We start from the raw sequence: 16,390 nt of genomic DNA, 5'->3' as shown, positions 1-16,390 counted from the left end.
AGGGGCTTTATTTGAATCAGATTTTAACCAATATACTTAGCCAGCAACCTGTGAAAATGATGTACCCCTTTTTCTCTTTTAGGTGAGAACCTACCGGTAGTATAAGCAGATGACATTAGTCCCTGATGCACACCCTCAACCACAAATTCATCTTCACGCTCTACTTTGTCTAACAATGCGCCAGCACCGCTGCCAATTTTAGTTTCATCATAGACATAAGTGAGGAAGGAAACCTTTGTTTTGTCTTTGGTTATGGGCTTTACAATGTTGATGCTCAGCCCCCATGGGTAGAAGTTGAACATCATATTGGGGAACACCCAGTAATAATACGCACCTACCTGCTTGCCGTAATCTACATGGCCTTCTGGTAAGTCAAATACCTCTTCACCACCTTTGGAATACCCAACTTGCACATTGCAATGATCATAAAGGATAGAAGTATAGCTGCCATAATCCAGCACATTGTTTAGGTCTTTGTGCACGAATGGAATGTGAAATCCTTCCAGGTAGTTGTCACAATACAAAGCCCAGTGTGCATTCACCAGATAGTCTTTGCTTAGCGTTGGTTCGTATTTAAAATCTTCTATCGGCATGAAACCAACATGCTTTTCCATGAGATCCGTTACTTCTTTTATATCAAAGGCTGGGTTCGGACTAACAAAAAGAAAGTATCGCCAGTCTTTAAGCGGATAGGTGTGTAAGCTGTCGCATGGTCTGGGAAAGTCCTGAGCCTCATCAAACTCAGGCATGGACACAAAATTGCCTTCAAGGTCAAACCGCCTTCCATGGTAAGCACATATTATTGATTTAGACTTTGCTGGCTGATGCGCCAAAATATTGGCCCTATGCGTACAGACATTAGAAAGGCATCTGATCTCTTCCTGGCTGTCTTTAGTCAAAAGCAAAGGCTCTTTCATAAACCCATCCAAAAGTGTTAAGGGATAAACACCTTCATTCTGTGGTAAAAGGTCTTTGCCACCGATCCACTGCCAGGTGCGGTTAAAGACCTTCTCTCTTATCAAGTCAAAGTTTTCTGGATCTCTGTAGAAATCTGCAGGTAACGTTTCTGCTTTTGTAATGTCCGGATTGATAAAAAATCTTTGGCTCATGGGTAGGCTTTTAGTAAAGTTACAAATTACTATTTTTCATTCTTCTCTATAAACCTCCCTCTAGATTTTTTTGATGAGCGGATAGCGAATCTGAGAAAACATTGCTTAATTGGTGAATCATATTTCTTAATCAGAACTTAAACCAATCATGAAGAAATTAGCCATCTCATTATTATTAATGACCATTAGTGTATTCACCTTTGGTCAGGATTATGACGAATTATTAAAACCAGTAAAATACAGAAACATAGGTCCCTTTCGTGGAGGAAGAGCAGTAGCCGGTGCTGGTGTGGTAGGCGACCCAATGACCTATTATATGGGCACCACAGGTGGTGGGGTTTGGAAAACCGAAAATGGTGGTCAGCGTTGGTTCAATATCTCGGATGGCTTTTTTAAGACCGGATCTGTAGGAGCTATTGCTGTTTCTGAAAGTGATCCCAATGTAGTTTATGTAGGTATGGGTGAGCATGCGCCAAGAGGGGTGATGACCTCCTATGGTGATGGTGTTTACAAGTCTACCGATGCCGGAAAAACATGGACACACCTTGGGCTTGAGAAGACCCAGCATATAGCCAGAGTCGTAATTCACCCTAAAAATCCAGACATCGTTTTTGTGGCGGCACAGGGTGCTTTGCATGGCAATAATGCTGAGAGGGGAATCTACAAATCCACAGACGGTGGTAAATCTTGGAGCAATGTGCTTTTTGTTAATGGCATGACAGGGTGCGCTGAGTTGTCAATGGATTATAACAACCCGATGGTTTTATATGCTGCTATGTGGGAGCATCAAAGGTTGCCATGGCAGGTGATCAGCGGAGGCCCTGGAAGCGGACTGTATAAATCAACTGATGGCGGTGTAACATGGAATAAGATTCACAAAGGCTTACCTGAAGAGAAAGGTAAAATGGCAATTGCCGTTGCACGTTCAAATTCTGATAAAGTCTATGCATTGATAGAAAGTGATTCTGATAAAGAGTTAGGAGGGTTGTTTGTGTCAAATAATGCCGGAGCCAGCTGGTCAAGGGTTAGCGATAATCATGAACTGATTCAGCGTGCTTGGTATTATATCGAGGTGTTTGTTGATCCTCAAGATGAAGAGACTGTTTATGTTATGAATGCGCCAGCATTGAGATCAATAGATGGTGGTAAAAGCTGGGAAAGTTTAAGTGGTACTCATGGTGATTATCATGATTTATGGATCAATCCTGATAATAATAAAAACATGGCCATTGTTAATGACGGTGGGGTAGCGGTGTCTTACAATTATGGAGAATACTGGTCTTCTGAAGACAACATGCCCACAGCTCAGTTTTATAGAATAAATGTAGACAACCTTTTTCCATACAACATTTATGCTGGTCAGCAAGATAACTCTACGGTAAAAATAGCGAGCCTGGCCCATGATGACTGGAGCATCAACACCAGGCACTGGAGTGCATCTGCGGGTGGTGAAAGTGCTTTTTTAGCTTTTGATCCTGATAATCCAAGGTTTGTAATGGGAGGTAGCTACTTAGGAACCATCGAAGTTTTTGATACAAAGTCGAGTGCGACTACCAATGTAATGGCTGCGCCAATTCAATACTTATCGAGAGCGGCCAGTGACATGAAATACCGTTTCGACTGGAATGCACCCATCATCTGGTCTAAGCATGAGCCGGGTACTTTTTATCATGGTGCTCAGGTACTTTTAAGAACCAGGGATATGGGTAAATCCTGGGAAGAAGTTTCTCCTGATTTGACTAAAAATGAAAAGGCAAAGCAGATTAAAGGTGGAGGCCCTTACACTGTGGAGGCAGTTGGAGCCGAGAATTATGGAGTGTTAAGTTATGTTCTGGAATCACCAAGCGAAAAAGGAGTGATATATACAGGTAGCAATGATGGTTTGGTGCATGTTACGAAAGACAATGGTGCCACCTGGACGAATGTTACTCCTAAAGGGTTAACAGAATGTTTGGTAAATGCCATTGAGGTTTCTCCACACGATCCTGCTACGGTTTACATAGCCACCACAAGGTACAAGTTTAATGATAAGACCCCTTCCATTTATAAGTCAACCAATTATGGTAAGTCATGGACAAACATAAGTGGCAATATTCCTTATGGAGCATTTACCCGTGTGGTAAGAGAAGATGATAAGGTTAAGGATTTACTGTTTGCTGGTACTGAGCTTGGGATGTATATCTCCAAGGATGGAGGTAAGTCATGGAAGCCATTTCAGCTGAATTTACCTATAGTGCCTATAACTGACCTTAGGATTCATAAGGATGATCTGATTGTTGCTACAATGGGTCGTTCTTTTTGGATTTTGGATGATATGGGTCTGATCAGGCAGCATAAACCAAGTACAGGCCTTGTTCTTTATCAACCTGAGGATGCCATTATTGGTAACTGGGGTAGCCAGTTGAATGGAAATTCTGAAAGCTTTACTGGGTCAAATGCTTTCGAAGGCGTTAACCCTGCCAATGGTGTAGTCATTTATTATAATCTGCCTAAGCTGGATGATGCTGCTGAGGTTAAATTACAGATTTCTGATGCACAGGGCAATGTGGTAAGAACCTATACCTCTAAAAAGGATAAGGACTTCAAATCTTATGACGGAGGGCCATCAGCCAATCCTACTTTATCTAAAAATGAGGGCCTGAACCGTATAGTATGGGATATGCGCTATCCAACAATGGTAGGGGCACCAACAGCTTATATTGAAGGTGGTTTTAGAGGGCATAAAGCTGTGCCTGGTGATTATAAGATTGCTGTGATGGTGGGTGATCAGAAGATGGAAACGTCAGCCAAAATATTACCAAATCCATTATATACCACCACACCTGCTGAGTATGCTGAATACGATGCTTTTATGAAAAAAGCACAAGCTACTTTTAATGACATGCACACTAAAGTGAACGCATTAGTGAAAGTACAAGGTCAGTTGAATGATGCCATGGAGTTATTGCCAGAAGATGCCACAGAATTAAAAACTGAAGGTGAGGGGCTATTGAAGAAACTAAAGGCCTGGGATGAGGATATGGTGCAGCGTAAGTCTAAAGCATATGATGATGTTGAGAATTATCCCAACAAATTTACAGCTGAACTAATATTCTTGATTAACCAGACTGATAGTGCCTTACCACGAGTCAATGAGCCAAACAAAGCCAGGTTTGCAGAACTTATGGAAGAATGGGAAGGGTTGAACAAAAGGGCTAAGGAATTAATGGAAACGGATATTCCTGCTTATAACAAAAAACTTTGGGAAGCTGGAGTAGGAGCTGTTAAGGTGCCTTGATTGTGATCATAAATCTGAAATAAAAACAAACCCAGAGCCGATCGGATCTGGGTTTGTTTTTTTGTGTTTTGAGAAGGTTGCTGGGTTGGAGCAATTATATAACATTTAATACCCCCATTGTCTTGCTAACCCCAGCTGATATCTTTAACTCAAGTTCTTCTTAAAGAACTCAATAGTCCTGCTCCATGCCAGTTTGGCATCTTCAGGATCATAACGGCCTGTTGAGTCGTTATGAAATCCATGGTTAGCACCTTCATAAATATAAGCTTCATACTCCTTATTATTGGCTTTCAGAGCTTCTTCATAAGCGGGCCAGCCTGCATTTACCCGTTCATCTAAACCACCAAAATGAAGTTGTAGTGGAGCATTAATGTTAGGAACTTCCTCCGCAGATGGCTGACTACCATAAAAAGGAACTGCTGCTTTTAAGTCAGGCACTTTTACGGCCATCATGTTAGATATCCAGCCGCCAAAGCAGAACCCTACAACACCAATATTACCAGTGCATTCAGGTTGGTTTTTCAAATAATCAAAAGCCGCAATAAAATCTTCCAACATTTCATCCCGGTCACGCTTGCGTTGCATTTCCCTTCCATCATCATCATTTCCCGGGTATCCTCCTAGAGGTGTAAGGGCATCTGGCGCTATAGAGATAAAGCCTGCCACAGCTGCACGCCTGCCTACATCGGCTATGTAAGGGTTGAGTCCCCTGTTTTCATGAACTACAACAATACCAGGCAATTTTCCTGAGGCATTTGCCGGCCTTGAAAGCTGAGCCTTGATGGAACCACCACCTTTTGGAGAATTATAATCGATAAACTCTGTTTTTAGCTTTGGGTCATCTTCATGTATTTGGATAGTGTCTTTATAGTTAGGCATTACAAAGCTCATTAAAGAACTGACGGTCAATCCACCCACTGCGTAGGCAGAAAGCTTTTTAATGAATTCCCTTTTGCTCATTTTATTATGGGCATAAGCATCGTACAGCTTGAAAACTTCTTGGTTAATCTCGGGGTTTTTAGGTGAGGCCATCTTTAAATTGGTTTTAATGGATAAAAAGTACTCTCCTAAATATAGCAGTTCAAATCGTTAATGTCTAGTAAGAACATGCTTAGGAGAAGAGATTCAAAATTATGGATTAGCGGTTATCATTTGATCGTATCATGGCTATTCCTACCCACATAAACCATACAATTTGTGTTACACCAAAGAGCATGGCAAAAGTATCAGTTGGGAAAATGGTACACAATCCAAATGCACCAACCAGAATTCCGAAATAGGAGAGCGCCTTGGACCAGAAGTTAGACTTTAACCCGGCTATACTCAGAAGCATCACCCAAAGTGCCCCTACTATTTCATTGCCACCACCCAGAGCTTCCACCATTACATTAACCATTTTCCATAACGTCATGGCTTGATCGGGATTTTCTGCTCCAGTGGTTATTACCGTACTAAGTCCAATATTGGCAGTCATGCCAGTGGCTATAATTATTGTTACCCATATAAACCCAAAGACTGCGGCTAGCCTGCTGGTGATATGTTGAGCTTTGGTGCTTTCATAAATGGCCAGCACAAGAACTGAAAGCACAATACCGAACAAGACATAAATGATCAGATTGGTAATAGTTATTAACAGTTGGTTATTGGTCAAATGCACCAATATTTCTGAGGGATCGACTTCAGCTGCAGGGTTGTTGATGACCGCTCCGAAAATAATAAAGGCAAATACGTAAATGGCAGCTTCAGTAATAGCAGCTGCTCCACCAAGTTTTTGTAATTTGTTCATAGTATTAGTTTAGGTTCGGCTTTTAGACGACCAATATTAATTAAATCTGTGGATTAAATGAGGAGTGGTTGACTAATCCGCTGAGTGGATTTCATCACTTATAAAATGAGAATATCTATTTGAAACGCGGATGCGACTTTAGTTTCAAAAAGACATCTCAAATAGTTTTAAGTGGCTGCATATTAAGGTTTTAACATAAAAAAATAAATTATGATTTTCATAATATTATTTATGTACCTTGTATTATTCTATAACCTTACCTAAACATCATGAAGAACTTTATTAAAGCTACAGTATTGTTGCTATTAATTGGTATAGCGCCAATTATTAGTGCCCAGTCCTTACACCCTTTAGATCCTTTAACTTATAAGGAGTATTGGAAAGTATTGGAAACCTTGCGTAAAGCAGGTCATTTAAATGACTCCACTGGTTTTTCGATGATCAATCTGATAGAGCCGGATAAATATAAAGTATGGAACTGGAAAGCTGGCGAGAAGCTACCGAGACAGGCTTATGCCACCGTGCATCACAATGGTAAATTCTATAGAGCGGAGGTTGACTTGACTAATGAAAAGGAATTGGCATTTATCGAATTGAAGGGCATTCAGGCTACTTGGTTGGGTAGTGAATTTTCATCAATGATAGATAAAGTACTAAAGCATCCTGATTTTGTTAAGGGGTTAAAAGCAAGAGGATATGATGACTTTACCTATCTGGATTGTTTTATTGGGCCAAGGGCTAATTTTGGAGAAGAGCAATATAAAGGAAAGCGTGTAGGAATTTGCTCATGTACAGATTCCCGATATGTCAAGAACAATTGGGTGAGAGGTATAGAAGGCCTTGATGCGCTTATTGATTTGAACACTGGGGAGGTGCTCACGGTGGTTGATGAGGGTGCTGTGCCAATGGCAACAGTTAATGCAGATTATGACAATTTACCTGCGGAAAGTTTACGCAAAGTGCCCGGCCCTTTTATGGTTTCTCAGCCTAATGGCCCTGGGTTTACTATAGACGGATATGTTATCGAATGGCAGAAGTGGAAATTTCATGTAAGGCCCGATCATCGTGTTGGCCTGATTATTTCAATGGTAACTTATAATGATGGCGATCAAGTCCGTCCCGTGATGTATCAGGGTAGCCTATCAGAGATTTTTGTGCCTTATATGGATGAGAGTTTTGGTTGGATGGCCAGAAATTTTATCGATGCAGGAGAATATACTGCCGGTGGTCTGATAAAGCCATTGTTTCCCGGTCAGGATGCTCCTCATTATGCACATTACATGGATGGAACATTTTCAAATGATAAAGGAAGGCCTTTACCTGTTTCTGATCTCGTAGCCATTTTTGAACGCGAATCTGGAGACCCATCTTGGAGGCATAATGGTAATGCCGGACAAGAAAGCAGGGTGAAGCGGGACTTGGTGGTTAGGGTAGCTGCGGTTTTAGGCAACTATGACTATATCTTCGACTGGGTATTTCAGCAAGACGGCTCAATCAAAGTATTGGCAGGAGCCACTGGCATAGCAGAGGCCAAGGTAGTGAAACAAAAGGATGCGACTGAGGCATCAAATGACCCGGATGATAAATATGGCAGGTTTGTAGATCCAAATATAGTGGCGGTCAATCACGATCATTATTTCAGTTATAGAATTGATTTGGATGTTGATGGCCCTGTAAATCAGCTGGAACTGAGCAGGTTGCAGCGCAAGATGCTACCGGAAGGCCATCCAAGAAGAAGCATTTGGGTAAACAATCCTAAAATAGCGGAGCGTGAGGCTGATGTAAAATTGAATATTGACTTAAATAAACCAACCTTATGGCGGGTATTAAGCACTACCAAAAAGAATAAGGTGGGATACCCTACCAGTTACCAACTGATGCCTGGCAAAACAGCCAACACTTTACTTTCAGAAGATGATTATCCACGGATGCGTGTGGGCTTCATCAACCATCACCTGTGGGCAACACCATATAGTCCAAAAGAACTGTATGCCGCGGGAGATTTCCCAACGCTAAGTGCTCCCGGTATGGGACTTCCTGAGTGGACCAGTGCCAACCGATCCATTGACAAAAAGGATATTGTTTTGTGGTATACTATCGGGATGCACCATATGGTAAGGGCAGAAGATTGGCCAGTGATGCCTGTATTATGGCACTCTTTTGAGATCAGGCCATTTGATTATTTTGATCAAAACCCAGCTTTGGATTTGCCTGAGTAGAAAGGTTTAATAGTTACTAAAGTATATAGTCAGCCCCACCCCAACGCGGGGCAGGGACTGACTTACACACACATTTATTAAACTATTCGCCAACTAAATGAAATTCATATTCACCGGAGATGGATTTGGTTCTACCACCTGTAGAAGCACCATCTGCCATGAAGGTCATAGTTAGATTACCACCAGACAGACTTAGGGTAATGGAGGTGTCACCATCACGTAAAACCAGGTTGGGGTTATCATTTTGAAAATCCCAGATACCCGAGGTTTCCCATACCGGGCTTAGACCATTTTCAGTAGTGTAGGTTTTGTTGCCTATGGTTAATTTAAAACCAGTGAACTGGCCTGTCACATCAAATCCATCTTTTGTGACACCATCATTACTGAGTACCCAATTGCTGCCACCATTCAGCAGAGCAGTAAGCTGCTCTTCAATTGCGCTAGGTGCTGGGTCAGAATCATCTTTGCAGCTAGCAATAGTTAACAGACCAATGAGTAATACTGAAAGGGATATATATTTTAATATAGTCATGATTTCTAAGGTTTAGTTTTTGATGATTTTGTGAGTAGTGTAGTTCTCGCCTGCTGAGATTCTTAAGAAATAGATTCCATCACTCAGGTGAGAGATACTATTAGGAGCATTTGCTCTGATACTCATCACTTGTGTACCATTCATGTTTAACAGCTGAATGGAAATATCCTCCTGCTGCGTTTGAATGGTCAAAACATCAGTAACCGGATTTGGATAGATGAGCAGGGCAGAGGTTACATTATCAACTCCTGTTACGGTAATAATATCAAAAGATTGCTCTACAGAGGTAGCTGCCAAGAATGAATCATTACCTGCCTGATTGGCGCTTACTACTACAGTTCCTAAATCAGAGAATGAAACCACATTTCCAGATACTGTAGCAGGACCACTTACTAATTCATAACTTACCTCTAGTCCTGAAGAGGCTGTAGCTGATAGCGTTAAAGAACCCGCTTCAAAGAATTGATTTTCAATAGCATTGAAAGTGATGGTTTGTGCAACTGCTGAGCTGGTTACTTCAAAGCTAACTTCAACATCCGATGCCGAATTGTAATTGTCATCTCCAGATTGAGAAGCAGTTACCGTTACGATGCCCTCTGTTCCATCTAATGTGATAGTGGTTCCGGTGATAGAAGCTGGCCCACTAACAGATAAGTTAACACTTAATCCAGATGTTGCAGAAGTTACTGCCTCAAATGGAGCATCAGATACATCTTTATTTGAAATCGCATCTAAAGTAACTGTTTGGTCTGCTTTGTTTACAGTTAGTGATTGAACTACACCTGTTGCAGCCGCAAAATCAGTATCACCAGATTGAGATGTGGTAATGTTTACTGTGCCTGCACCAACAATAGTTACTAAGCTTCCAGAAATTGATACAATATTATCATCTGATGAAGTAAATTCAATATTTAAGCCTGATGAAGCCGAAGCAGTAAGCTCAAATGAATCATCGCCAAATGTCTTGTCCGTCAGTGAATTGAATGTGATTGTTTGTTCTAAGCTGCTTAAGTCGTTCACCGAAATAGCGAATTCATTTTCAAAAATGCCTCCACGACCATCGTTTGTTTGAACTCTAACCGAATAACTTGATTTAGTTTCGAAATCAAATGCTTCCAAAGCGATCAAATTACTTCCTGAAATATCGAATGAAGCATTATCAGTATCTCCTGTACCTGCTACTAATGAGTAAGTATGGAAATCACTTATGTTTGGATCGGTTGTTGAAAATGACCCAATAATGTCATCCACTTCATTTAATTCATCTATGGTATTTGCACTTAAACTCAGGTCGGTGGGCGCGTCATTGGTCTCTGCACTCACACTTATTGTCCAGTCTTGGGTGTTACCAAATTCTGAAGTAACAGTGAATACCACTGGTGAACTAAAATCTACCGTTGCACCACTTACAGGATTAATACTCGCGTAATCTGAAACAGTTATAGTAGGTGATAGACTTGAAATATCAGTACCAAAAACCGTTTCAATTACTACGGTATGATTAGTAGCATTAATAGTGGCTTCAGCTAATTGCTCAGATAGTTCAAAGGTTAAGATATCTGTTTCTTCACTGATTTTTCTAATGCGCCACATTTCCACATCACCATATTCTTCAGAATCTGCTGAGAAGTACATATAATTTCCATATTCAGTAGGAGTACCATAGTCATCAAACTCTTGCAGAGCCATTTGTTTTAGGTAAGTTATTTCGGTGCCATTGTAAGAAGTTAGTTTATATGTTTGATCACTATAGTCGTAATAGTTTAGGTATAACATTGGACCATATGAAAATATAAAATCGAGCGAAGTGTCGTCATTATCACTATAATCAACGACTAAATTGAGGTTAGTGCCATCGTAACTTCTTAATTCGTTACCGTTAATATCTTCGTAAGCACTAAAATATAGAAGTTCGTTATGAATAGTAAAGGCGTATGCATAGGAGGAGGCGGAACCTGCATAAATGTCAATTGTTGTTACAGTAGTACCATCGTACTTTCTTAATTCTTCACCATTTGTATCATCATATGCAGTAAAATATAATTCGTCATTATAGTTTGTTAATTGACTTGGGAAAGAGCTCGGTGTGCCAGCATAAATATCTATTGCTACCAAATTGGTACCATCAAATTTCCAATTTTCTCTACCATAGGTTACTCCACCATCATCAGCGGTGAAATAGAGTTTGTCATTAACAATAATGAAATTATCTGGGTTGGAGCCACCAGTTATATTAATGTCTTCCACCATAGTTGTATTGGTACCATTGTAAACCCAAAGTTCATAATCATTTATGCCATCATTTGCTGAGAAATATAATTTGGAATTATAAACAATTAATCCTTGAGGGGATGAATCTCCACCTGGATTAATGTCATGAACCATGGTGGCAGATATACCATCATATTTCCATAACTCGACTCCATTAGTACCATCTGTAGCTCTGAAATAAATATCACCATTGAAAGCGGTAAATTGTTGAGGAAATGAACTCCCAGAGCCTGGATTAATATCAATCATAGTCATTTCAGTGCCATCTGATACAAACATTTCATAGCCATTTGATCCATCATAGGCTGAGAAATATAATTTATCACCATGAATAAAAAAATTGCTAGGATCACCAGCCCCTTCGCCTGGATTAATCTCAGTCACATTTAAAACAGAACCATCATAATCGTATAGTTCTCGACCCAGTTCGTTCGTTTCTGCTTGAAAATATAGTTTGCCATTGAAAACGATTGGTGAATCAGCTGTACTTCCATAGGTATTAGTGTTGGTTAGTATTCTGTTCAAGTTTGTTCCATCATATGACCATAAAAAAACACCATCCCCATTGTTGGCACTAAATAATACTTCATTATCAAAGGCTACTAAATAATTTGGTGTAGAATTTCCTGAACCTTCGTTTATATCAATTAAAGTCGCTGAAGTACCATCATGCATCCATAATTCCTGACCGTCATTTACCGTAGTAGCGCGAAAGTAAATTTTATCACCTACTGCTGTAAAATTTGATGGGTAGGAGTGTGGTGTCCCAGCATTAAGGTCATATTCAGTTGCTGTTGTGCCATCAAACTTCCACAGTTCACGACCATTATCTGTTTCAGCATCAAAAAACAAGTTTCCAGCGCCAACGGTCAAAAATCTTGGAAAGCTGCTAGCAGAACCTGCATTAATATTCGCGACCATCCCGACACCTGTACCATCATATTTCCACAATTCAGCACCGGACGCTGCCAGTAAAGAATTAAAATATAATTCATCGTTATATACGGTAAAATACCTTGGGTCTGTTCCAACAGTTTGACCAGTAACATCCGCTAGACTTTGCAATATGCTACCATCATATACCCAAGCTACATTTGCAGCAGCGAAATAAAGCTTGTCGTTATAAATGGTAAAGTGGTCAGGATTTGAATGGCCTGCTCCGGGATTGATATCCTCCACCATAGTAACATTTGTTCCGTCATAGGTCCAAAGTTCATAGCCACTGGTACCATCATTTGCGCTGAATAGTAATTCATTATTATAAACAAATAACTTTGATGGATTGCTGGTACCTGCTCCTAGTTGTATGTCCTCCACCATAGTAACATCAGTTCCATCATATTCCCATAATTCAAAACCATTTACACCATCTGTTGCATTAAAATATAATTTGGAATTATAAACGATTAAGTTCGTTGGGCTGGAATCGTTGCTGCCTGGATTCGCGTCAATAACAGTTACTTCATTACCATCGTATTTATAAATTTCCCTACCATACTCATCTGTACGTGAGGGAAAAAAGATATCAGTGCCTATTGATACAAACTCATTTGGATAAAAAGAACTACCTGTATTGCCTTCTCTAAATAAAATATTTTCAGTGCTATTGCCATCATAAACAGATAACTGAAATCCTCTATTGTAAATATTGGAGGCAAAATAAATTTTACCATCAATGACCGTTAATTCTCTTGGATCACTCGGTCGTGGTCTGCTGTCAATATCAGATAAAATCTCCGGCAGTTGGGCAAAACTACTGCTCATACCGAGCCATAGTAATGCCAATGTAAAAAGTGTGTGTGTAATTTTTTTCATGACATTTTTGATTTGTGAATAATGTCATGAAGCTCAATAAAAGAGCGCTTTTTTTACCTGACCCTATGGGTTAGTTTTTAAAAATAACTTTGTAAGTTATTGATAATCAGCTTGTTTTAAGCATCAGCTGAAAGGCCTCTTTTCTATTGCCAACACCCATTTTGGAGTAGGTATTTCGTAAATGAAACTTCACTGTTGAAACAGAAATGAATAATATGTCGGCTATTTCGGTATTCGTTTTGCCTTCTAGGCTTAGTTTCAAGGCTTCAAATTCCCTTTCGGTCAGTTGTGTATTTAGTTTGCTATTGAGTTCATTAAACTCAAGTGCTACAGCCAATTCAGCAGGACTGGCGTGCAATTCCATAAATCGTTTTTTTAAGGCGTCTATTTGTAATTCCTGTGCTTCTTTTTCAACCAATTGTTTTTTGTGCCTCAGTGTGAAAAATACGATGAGAAGTATAACTGTTAGTGAGCCACTAATAGCCATGGCAATATTGGCATTTCGGGAGGAGGCAAGATTGGCAGCATTAAGATCATTTTCTAATGAAATTTTTACAATTTCCGCCTCTTTCTTTTCTGTCTCATATTTAGTTTCCAACTCTGCTATTCTTGATTTTATCTCCACGTTATCTATAGAATCTTTTATTTCAAGGCCCTTGTTTTTGTAGGCAAGTGCCTCTTGCCAATTGTTCTTCTTATAGGCTATGTCATACAGCAGTTCATACCCCGACTGCTTGTGATTAGCCATCCCATTCTCATTGGTTTGTTTTATAATTTCAGAAGCAATTTTTTTGGCCATTGTCAAATCTCCTAAGGAAAAATGGGTTTGCCCAAGAAATACCTTAGTATGAATGATTTCTTCTTCATTTCTAATTTGCTGCGCTAATTTTAAAGCGGCTTGATAATGCGTAAGTGATTTTTTGAACTGGTCTTTTTTACCATAAACCAAGCCGAGCGTATTTTCTACATAGAGTAGGGTTGAGGTATCATGTAGATTGTAGAGTACCTGTTGAGATAGCGTCAAATGTTTGATACTATTTTCAAGACTGTCCATCGCTTGGTAGGTGAGGGCTAACCTTAGATTGTTATAGGCTAACCCAGAGGAGTCATTCAATTGTTTGGAGATATCCAATGCGCGTGAGGTATGTCTTAATGCACCTTGGTAGTCGCCCAATTCATAAAATATGCCGCCAGAGTTACCCAATATTTTACGTATCGCCTCAAGGTAGATTATGTCTTTTTTATTTTCTCCAATTGCAAGTCCTTTTTGAAAGACATCCAGTGCCTTTTCATATTTGCTTAGCCCCATGAGTACTAAGCCCTTCGTATTGTAGATTTTAATCAGCCGTAAATCATCGCCCAATTGTTGACTAACTTTTTCTGCCTGGTCTAAAAAAATCAATGATGAATCAGCATTACCTAGCTGACCATGAGCCACACTTTTGGCAATTAAATACTCAAGCCTGACAGAATCATTAGCAGTTGATATCTGTTCGCTGATTTTGTTTAAATAAACTAATCCGTCCTCAGGGTTTTGGGCTTCAAAAGCTTTTTGAAGCATTTCTTCAACTTTTGAATTGATATTTTGAGAATAACCAGATGCAACTAATAAAAGCAGGCCGATTAATAGTGATATTTTTTTCAAAATAATCTGGTTAGTGATTGAAAATATTAATTGAACTTATCAACTATTAAAATTTAACGATCTGATATTAAGATAATAAATTAATTGAACTTTTATGATATGTCATAAAAAACGGCTTGAATTTATGTCCAAGCCGCCTTCTCCATTTATCTGATATTTTAAATTATCACTTCTATGCCTTAGGGATTATTTCTCTACAATCTCCCTTAGCTTTTCAAATGCTTTTGGCCAGGTAGTATCAAAGTAATCGGCAAATTCATTATCAGCATCTACTTCTACGGTAACTGTCGTTATCCCATTATTTTCCTCAAAAGAGTAATTTTCTAACCCACCAGCCCATTTTTCAACTTCAGGGCCTTCAGTAATCTCTTTGTCGCCATCTAACATTCCATAATGACGAATAGAGACAAACTTGTTTGGAATGTTTTCTGCAATTTCTGCAATCATTCCACCTCGCTTCCCATCTTTATCGGTGCCTACAAATAGGATTTTAGACCCCTTATCCCAGCTTCCTTCATAAGTAGATGTAGGGTTAAATTCTGCTGTCCATTGTTCATAAGTCTTTTTATCATCAAGGCCAAGCATTGCTCTGTATGCAGTCTCGGCAGTGGCATTAACATCTATTTGATATTTTAACTTTTTCATTTTGCTATTTCTGATTGGGAAATGGAATTTAATAAAATTATGTCAAATTTATAAAAAATAATAACCCTCCTAAGTTTTACTTGTACTGCGCAGATAGACTTAAGAGGGATAATCTTTGTTGGGGGTCAAACCTCCTAGGTTTAACTTCCATCAAACAGATTAACCTAGGAGGTTTAATAGAACGAAGGAAATTTAATTATTGATTAGTGGCATAAACTTTTCTCTGTTTTCATAAATGGCCCAGAGGTTAACAATAAAGAATACGCTGGCCAAAACTAAATCGGAAGGTGCTACCGTTAAATGCACGATCATAATTCCTATCATAATAGGGAAGAGCATAATTGCTCCAAGTGCCCTTGTTCTTGGTAAGATAAAAAGAATTCCGCCCAGGGCTTCTATCACTCCAACCAAGGGCATTATCCAGAAAATTTCTTCGAAAGCCGCATTCATTTTCTGCACTTTCTCAGGCAAATCATCAGGAATAGGAATATAATTAAAAAGCTTGTTAAGCCCTGCATTGATAAACATCAAGCTAAACAATAAATAGACAACAAATAGGATTTTCTTTTTCATTAAGATAGTAAGTTATTTAGCTAAAGTTAATAGTAATTCATCCAGCCTTTCAAGTGTGGACATCATACCTTCCTCCATACCCATGTTGATTACTGTTTCCAGATCATTTAAGGAAGCATATTGCACGGTAGTTTCTACCAATGTGTTTGATCCTTTATCAGTGAAGTGTACATGCCAGGTAGCAGTTGGTAAATCACTATTGGTTTTTCCTTCACTATCAGAAAAGGCATCCGTTGTTTCGTAAAAGTCAATAGGCTGAATTTTTGTGTAGTCTGTCCAGCCCCAGTACTCATTGCCTTCGGGCTCTACCATAGCATAGTGCCAGTGGCCACCTTCAGAGAAGTCCATTGATTTAGTTTTTGTGCCTAATGGTTTTGGTGCAAACCATTTGTCGAGGTGCTCCTGTTTAGTGTAGCAGTCCCATACCAACTGCCGGTTAGCAGCAAATTCTCTTTTTATGGTCAGCGTGTTGTTTTTTTTGTCGACTATAAAGTCGAAGAATAGTTTAGTCATGATGG

11 protein-coding genes are annotated in these 16,390 nt (G+C 39.5%); 2 read left to right on the top strand and 9 right to left on the bottom strand.

Annotated elements, in window-relative coordinates; all coding sequences use genetic code 11:
* Positions 1-23: 23 nt before the first annotated feature.
* Positions 24-1,109: an aromatic ring-hydroxylating oxygenase subunit alpha gene (locus tag RIB54_RS03535; RefSeq protein WP_350099308.1), complete on the bottom strand. Its 1,086-nt coding sequence runs from the start codon at positions 1,107-1,109 to the stop codon at positions 24-26.
* 148 nt (positions 1,110-1,257) lie between these two features.
* Here RIB54_RS03535 and RIB54_RS03530 point away from each other — a divergent pair, with 148 nt between their 5' ends.
* The gene (locus RIB54_RS03530) at positions 1,258-4,386 is read left to right on the top strand and encodes a VPS10 domain-containing protein (protein WP_350099307.1); all 3,129 of its coding nucleotides are present in this window, start codon (positions 1,258-1,260) and stop codon (positions 4,384-4,386) included.
* A gap of 144 nt (positions 4,387-4,530) precedes the next feature.
* On the opposite strand, the gene RIB54_RS03525 is transcribed toward RIB54_RS03530, so the two are convergent.
* On the bottom strand, positions 4,531-5,418 hold the full coding sequence (locus RIB54_RS03525) for a dienelactone hydrolase family protein (protein WP_350099306.1): 888 nt from the start codon (positions 5,416-5,418) through the stop codon (positions 4,531-4,533).
* A 106-nt stretch (positions 5,419-5,524) separates the two neighbouring features.
* Positions 5,525-6,172 carry a hypothetical protein gene (locus RIB54_RS03520; RefSeq protein ID WP_350099305.1) on the bottom strand — a complete coding sequence of 216 codons (648 nt, stop codon included), beginning with the start codon at positions 6,170-6,172 and terminating at the stop codon, positions 5,525-5,527.
* A gap of 269 nt (positions 6,173-6,441) precedes the next feature.
* On the opposite strand from RIB54_RS03520, the gene RIB54_RS03515 reads away from it, so the two are divergent.
* Complete coding sequence (locus tag RIB54_RS03515; RefSeq protein WP_350099304.1) at positions 6,442-8,391, top strand: copper amine oxidase; 1,950 nt, start codon at positions 6,442-6,444, stop codon at positions 8,389-8,391.
* Between the two features lie 82 nt (positions 8,392-8,473).
* On the opposite strand, the gene RIB54_RS03510 is transcribed toward RIB54_RS03515, so the two are convergent.
* From RIB54_RS03510 to RIB54_RS03485, 6 genes are all read right to left on the bottom strand, one after another.
* The gene (locus RIB54_RS03510; RefSeq protein WP_350099303.1) at positions 8,474-8,923 is read right to left on the bottom strand and encodes a hypothetical protein; all 450 of its coding nucleotides are present in this window, start codon (positions 8,921-8,923) and stop codon (positions 8,474-8,476) included.
* Between the two features lie 12 nt (positions 8,924-8,935).
* Entirely contained in the window at positions 8,936-13,009 is a 4,074-nt protein-coding gene (locus RIB54_RS03505; RefSeq protein ID WP_350099302.1) for an SGBP N-terminal domain-containing protein, read from the bottom strand.
* 106 nt (positions 13,010-13,115) lie between these two features.
* Positions 13,116-14,654: a LuxR C-terminal-related transcriptional regulator gene (locus tag RIB54_RS03500; protein WP_350099301.1), complete on the bottom strand. Its 1,539-nt coding sequence runs from the start codon at positions 14,652-14,654 to the stop codon at positions 13,116-13,118.
* A 186-nt stretch (positions 14,655-14,840) separates the two neighbouring features.
* Entirely contained in the window at positions 14,841-15,299 is a 459-nt protein-coding gene (locus tag RIB54_RS03495) for an SRPBCC family protein (protein ID WP_350099300.1), read from the bottom strand.
* A gap of 192 nt (positions 15,300-15,491) precedes the next feature.
* Complete coding sequence (locus RIB54_RS03490) at positions 15,492-15,872, bottom strand: DoxX family protein (RefSeq protein ID WP_350099299.1); 381 nt, start codon at positions 15,870-15,872, stop codon at positions 15,492-15,494.
* A 12-nt stretch (positions 15,873-15,884) separates the two neighbouring features.
* Positions 15,885-16,385, bottom strand: coding sequence for an SRPBCC family protein (locus tag RIB54_RS03485; protein WP_350099298.1), 501 nt, complete (start codon positions 16,383-16,385; stop codon positions 15,885-15,887).
* Positions 16,386-16,390 lie beyond the last annotated feature (5 nt).

Source organism: Fulvivirga sp., assembly GCF_040218215.1.
GTDB lineage: Bacteria > Bacteroidota > Bacteroidia > Cytophagales > Cyclobacteriaceae > Fulvivirga.
This window is presented reverse-complemented; position numbering and strand designations above follow the sequence as displayed.

Bases quoted from the DNA above. Each gene is read 5' to 3' on its own strand.
- RIB54_RS03495 (WP_350099300.1), bottom strand. From the start codon at position 15,299: ATGAAAAAGTTAAAATATCAAATAGATGTTAATGCCACTGCCGAGACT.
- RIB54_RS03490 (WP_350099299.1), bottom strand. From the start codon at position 15,872: ATGAAAAAGAAAATCCTATTTGTTGTCTATTTATTGTTTAGCTTGATG.
- RIB54_RS03515 (WP_350099304.1), top strand. From the start codon at position 6,442: ATGAAGAACTTTATTAAAGCTACAGTATTGTTGCTATTAATTGGTATA.
- RIB54_RS03510 (WP_350099303.1), bottom strand. From the start codon at position 8,923: ATGACTATATTAAAATATATATCCCTTTCAGTATTACTCATTGGTCTG.
- RIB54_RS03505 (WP_350099302.1), bottom strand. From the start codon at position 13,009: ATGAAAAAAATTACACACACACTTTTTACATTGGCATTACTATGGCTC.
- RIB54_RS03520 (WP_350099305.1), bottom strand. From the start codon at position 6,172: ATGAACAAATTACAAAAACTTGGTGGAGCAGCTGCTATTACTGAAGCT.
- RIB54_RS03535 (WP_350099308.1), bottom strand. From the start codon at position 1,109: ATGAGCCAAAGATTTTTTATCAATCCGGACATTACAAAAGCAGAAACG.
- RIB54_RS03485 (WP_350099298.1), bottom strand. From the start codon at position 16,385: ATGACTAAACTATTCTTCGACTTTATAGTCGACAAAAAAAACAACACG.
- RIB54_RS03530 (WP_350099307.1), top strand. From the start codon at position 1,258: ATGAAGAAATTAGCCATCTCATTATTATTAATGACCATTAGTGTATTC.
- RIB54_RS03525 (WP_350099306.1), bottom strand. From the start codon at position 5,418: ATGGCCTCACCTAAAAACCCCGAGATTAACCAAGAAGTTTTCAAGCTG.